Here is a 4,865-nt window from a genome sequence, read left to right on the forward strand (position 1 = left end):
GCAAGTTGCAATTCTTGGATTTGAGATTCACTAAATTCTTTTGTCATATTCTTATTATAGCGCCATTTTTGATTTTTGTTAAGTATAACAGCTCAAGCAAGGGGACAAAGAGAACTATAGTACCCAAAACTGAGGACATTGAGCAATGAATCTACTTTCTTTTTATCAGTGATAGATTAATAGGTTATCAGTCATCGAGAGATATCACTGTGTATTGCTTTTTAAAAGTCTTCTCAGATACTACTCTATGGTTTGTAATATCAATATAATCATTTATATAACCTATTTGATACATCCCATATCCCGCAAAGCCACCACCAACAGAACCAACAACTCCAAATTGTAAATTTTTCCTGAGCGAAGGATTAAATCCTACCGTTAAAATTCTTAGACGGTCATCTAACCAATAAAGATAATTTTTCTCAAAAGCTTCTTTAACCCATTCAGGAAATTCTCCTGTTTTTTTTATTTGCCATACCTCAGCATTTTTTCCTTTATAAATAGCTTTCATAATATATCCTAAAAATTACATGCGTTAGGCGTTCCACCAGTTCCATAAGGAGAACAGCTACGAGGTTTAGGAAGTTTTTTTCCGTTTAATTGATCCAAAGTAGGCGAAGGAGCCAATCCTCCGAATAATCCTGCAAGGGCATCACCCCATCCAAAACCACCAGTCAACTCTGCTAAAGTCTCTGTTTCCATTTCTTCAAATCCAGTAAATAATTCTATATTCATAATTAAAATTCCTTTTCATTTTTATATTGTGGTCGCGACTACAAATTTATTATAGCAGTTATTTTAAAAAAGATTATCCAAAATCCTAAATTGTCGTTGAACTTTCCTAAACGGTCATTATTAACCATTAGAGATTCTAAAAAGACCATTTAAGAAGTATTTTTTCACTATACATCCTATGCTCTCTTACCATTTAAGATGTTTCGATAACCATTTAGGATTTTTCCATCTTCCTAACTTTATTTTTGATAGTATTAAATGGCTTACGATAAATTAAAAGATTAGAGGAGTTTTAATGTCAAGATACAAACGAACCTTTATCCCTCAGGTTGATGCTAGAGATTGTGGGGTGGCAGCATTAGCTTCTATTGCTGCTTTTTATGGGTCTAGGTACTCACTCGCTCACTTAAGAGAACTTGCTAAAACCAATAAGGAGGGCACTACTGCTCTTGGTCTTGTCAAGGCTGCTCAAGAAATCGACTTTGAAACACGAGCCATCCAAGCGGATGCTAGTCTCTTTGAAATGGATGATGTCCCTTATCCTTTCATCGCCCATGTCAATAAGGAAGGAAAACTACAACACTACTATGTTGTCTATCAGGCTGGCAAGAAAGAGCTAGTCATTGGTGATCCTGATCCTAGTGTCAAAGTCACTAAAATGTCCTACGATACCTTCCTTTCTGAATGGACTGGTGTCGCTTTATTTATGGGGCCTAAACCATCCTACAAGCCCCATAAGGACAAAAAGAATAGCTTGACCAGCTTTCTGCCCCTTATTTTTAAGCAGAAAGCTGTTATTAGTCAGATTGTCATTGCTAGCCTCCTTGTGACCATCATTAACATTGTTGGTTCTTATTATCTACAATCCATTTTAGATGATTATATTCCCAATCATATGCTCTCCACGCTTGGGATTATTTCTGTTGGCTTGATTGTGACTTATGTTATCCAACAAGTGATGACCTTTGCCAGGGATTATCTGCTTACCGTGCTCAGTCAGCGCTTAACCATTGATGTTATTTTATCTTATATCAAGCACATTTTTGACCTTCCCATGTCTTTTTTTGCGACTAGACGTACTGGTGAAATCACCTCACGCTTTACAGATGCCACTGCTATCATTGATGCTTTAGCGTCCACTATCCTGTCTCTTTTCCTAGACGTCTCAATCGTCGTCATTGTCGGCGGGGTCTTGTTACTGCAAAACCCTCATCTTTTCTTCCTGTCACTGGTTTCTATTCCAATCTATCTTGTCATTATTTTTGCCTTTATGAAACCTTTTGAACGGATGAATAACGATGTGATGCAGAGTAATGCCATGGTCAGTTCAGCCATTATTGAGGATATCAACGGGATTGAGACAATCAAATCGTTAACCAGTGAGGAAGTGCGTTACCAAAAGATTGACCGTGAGTTTGTGGATTATCTCGATAAATCTTTCGTTTTAAGCAAACTGTCTACTCTTCAGTCCACTTTGAAACAAGGCGCTCAACTCATTCTCAATGTCCTCATCCTTTGGTTAGGGTCAAGACTTGTGATTCAAGGAAAGATCTCCGTTGGTCAACTCATTACTTTTAATACCCTCTTGAGCTATTTTACAGACCCTTTAGAAAATATCATCAACCTCCAAACAAAGTTACAATCTGCAAAAGTTGCCAATACCCGGCTCAACGAAGTTTACTTGGTTGAGTCTGAATTTAAAGATAAGACATTTAAAACTGATCCTACGCTGCTTAATGGCGATATCATTTTTGATCACGTTTCTTATAAATATGGCTTTGGCCGTGATACCTTATCTGATATCTCCCTAACCATCAACGAAAAAACAAAGATAGCTCTGGTTGGCATTAGCGGTTCTGGTAAAACAACCCTTGCTAAAATGATTGTTAATTTTTACGAGCCATATCAGGGAACTATTCGACTAAATGGTACCGATCTTAAAACACTAGATAAGAAAGTGCTAAGACGCCATATTAACTACCTGCCCCAGCAAGCCTATATTTTTGATGGCTCTATCCTTGACAATCTGACCTTAGGAGTTCAAGAAGGGATTAGCCAAGAAGACATTCTAAGAGCTTGTGAGATTGCCGAAATTCGTCAGGATATTGAACAAATGCCTATGGGCTATCAAACAGAATTATCAGATGGCGCAGGCTTATCCGGTGGACAGAAACAACGCATTGCCCTAGCACGCGCCTTGCTCACAAAAGCACCAGTTCTCATTCTTGACGAAGCGACAAGTGGCTTGGATGTTCTCACAGAGAAAAAGGTCATTGACAACCTCTTAGCCCTTGATAAAACCATTATCTTTGTGGCGCACCGCCTCAGCATTGCTCAACGAGCTGAGAAAATCCTTGTCTTAGACCAAGGCAAAGTTGTCGAAGAAGGCTCCCATAGCGATTTGGTGAGACGCCAGGGCTTTTATTATCATTTGTTTAGTAAATAAGGAGGATTTATGAATCCAAATCTTTTTCAAAGTGCTGAATTTTATAGACGTCGTTACCAAAACTTTGCGACCTTACTGATTTACCCGTTACTACTACTAGCTGGTTTCCTAGTTATCTTTTCCTTAATAGCTAAGAAAGAAATTAGTATCTCAACCGTTGGTGAAATCACACCAACCAGTGTGATTGCTTCCATTCAATCTACCAGTGATAATCCCTTATCTAGTCACCAACTCAAGGAAAATAAAGTCGTTAAAAAAGACGATTTTCTCCTAAGTTATTCAGAAACTATGGATGAATCCCAGAAAACAGCTCTAGAGACGCAATTAGCTAGTGCCAAACGCCAAAAAATTGGACTCGAAACCTTAAAAGCCAGTTTAAAACAAGGGGTTAACTTCTTCATTGACGACGGTGTAGACGAATTTGGCCACCTCAATACTTATCAGAGTTTTATGCTTAAAGTCAAAGAGTTAGAACCTAAGATGACACCATCACAACCCTATGCTAATCAACCTTACCCTAACCAAATACCGCAACAAGATTCAGAAATACCTTCGCAAGAACCACAAGTACCAAGCATCCCTAACAATCAACCTGATATAACAACTGGCATAGAGGAACAAGTCCCACAAATACCTTCTGTACAATCTCCTCAAGGAGCTATGTCTACTACCAGCTCTGCTAATCTTACTCTCTTAAATCTCACTACCAATAAAAGTGTGAAGACAGACACAACAACTGATGGTCTCATGTTAACTGAGAATGCTTCCTCAAACAGTCAATCACAAATTGATATTCTCAGAACAGAATATATCCAAAAAACGGATGAGCAATTGACCACTATTACCAATCAAATTGCAGAATTAGAAGGAAAACTACAACAAGCTGAGGTTCAAGTTCAAAATAATACGATTAAAGCCCCACAAGATGGCATTGTTCATCTCCTAAAAAGTTTATCTAAAACGAATATCATTCCCAAAGGAACAGAAATAGCGCAAATTCTTCCTGATATGAATCAAACCAAAAAGGTAATGATTACCTACTATGTCAATTCTAATGACATTGCAACGATCAAACGAGGACAATCTGTTCGTCTTAGACTGGATAAAATCAGTAGTCAAGACATCGTCCTTCTTGGTAAAGTCAAAGTCATCGATGCCTCTTCAACTGAAACCAAAGAAGGAAATCTTTTTAAAGTTAAAGCGCAGGCAAAGATTTCAGAAGCTGATAGCCGCATTCTCAAATATGGCATGCAAGGAAGAGTCACAAGTATCATTGGAAAGAAAACATTCTTTAACTATTACAAGGATAAGATTTTGAATGACATACGATAAACTGAAATATAAAAAAATGACCCAACTTTTGTACTGACCCCCAAAAGTTGGACAACTAATTATTGAAAGGATTTAGTTCTGTATTGGACAGGACTAAGTCCTTTTAGTTTTGTTTTGATTCGTTTGTTGTTGTAGTAAAAAATGTAATCTGTGATAGCTTGCTCAGGAGCACATTACCAAACGTGGGAATCCTTATGCTCGAAAGATTCTGTTCAAGTGTATTCAAAATATGGCTTCTGCTAGTCACACCAATCCTTGCCATATCGCAGACTTCTATGAGAAACGAAAAAGACAATCGCAAACGACTTCAACCAAGCCACATACGATTGCCTCTATACATCGCCTCATCAGG

Annotated in this window: 4 protein-coding genes and 2 pseudogenes; 3 read left to right on the top strand and 3 right to left on the bottom strand. The window is 37.9% G+C overall.

Annotated elements, in window-relative coordinates:
* Window positions 1-187: 187 nt before the first annotated feature.
* Both ACMZ6U_RS09345 and ACMZ6U_RS09350 read right to left on the bottom strand, forming a co-directional pair.
* Window positions 188-511: a hypothetical protein gene (locus tag ACMZ6U_RS09345; protein WP_416108186.1), complete on the bottom strand. Its 324-nt coding sequence runs from the start codon at window positions 509-511 to the stop codon at window positions 188-190.
* A gap of 8 nt (window positions 512-519) precedes the next feature.
* Window positions 520-735 (bottom strand): ComC/BlpC family peptide pheromone/bacteriocin, encoded by a 216-nt coding sequence (locus tag ACMZ6U_RS09350; RefSeq protein ID WP_416108188.1) that lies wholly within the window; start codon window positions 733-735, stop codon window positions 520-522.
* Window positions 736-1,030: 295 nt separating this feature from the next.
* Here ACMZ6U_RS09350 and ACMZ6U_RS09355 point away from each other — a divergent pair, with 295 nt between their 5' ends.
* Together ACMZ6U_RS09355 and ACMZ6U_RS09360 are read left to right on the top strand one after the other, a co-directional pair.
* Window positions 1,031-3,181, top strand: coding sequence for a peptide cleavage/export ABC transporter (locus ACMZ6U_RS09355; RefSeq protein ID WP_416108189.1), 2,151 nt, complete (start codon window positions 1,031-1,033; stop codon window positions 3,179-3,181).
* 9 nt (window positions 3,182-3,190) lie between these two features.
* Window positions 3,191-4,513, top strand: a complete 1,323-nt coding sequence (locus ACMZ6U_RS09360; protein WP_416108190.1) for an HlyD family efflux transporter periplasmic adaptor subunit — start codon at window positions 3,191-3,193, stop codon at window positions 4,511-4,513.
* Window positions 4,514-4,572: 59 nt separating this feature from the next.
* Here the strand turns inward: ACMZ6U_RS09360 and ACMZ6U_RS09365 are convergent.
* Window positions 4,573-4,677: pseudogene (locus tag ACMZ6U_RS09365) on the bottom strand (IS3 family transposase); the annotation flags it as partial.
* On the opposite strand from ACMZ6U_RS09365, the pseudogene ACMZ6U_RS09370 reads away from it, so the two are divergent.
* Window positions 4,671-4,865 (top strand): annotated as a pseudogene (locus tag ACMZ6U_RS09370) (IS110 family transposase); the annotation flags it as partial. The pseudogenes ACMZ6U_RS09365 and ACMZ6U_RS09370 overlap by 7 nt on opposite strands.

This window comes from Streptococcus pluranimalium (assembly GCF_047785745.1).
Taxonomy (GTDB): Bacteria; Bacillota; Bacilli; order Lactobacillales; family Streptococcaceae; genus Streptococcus; species Streptococcus pluranimalium_B.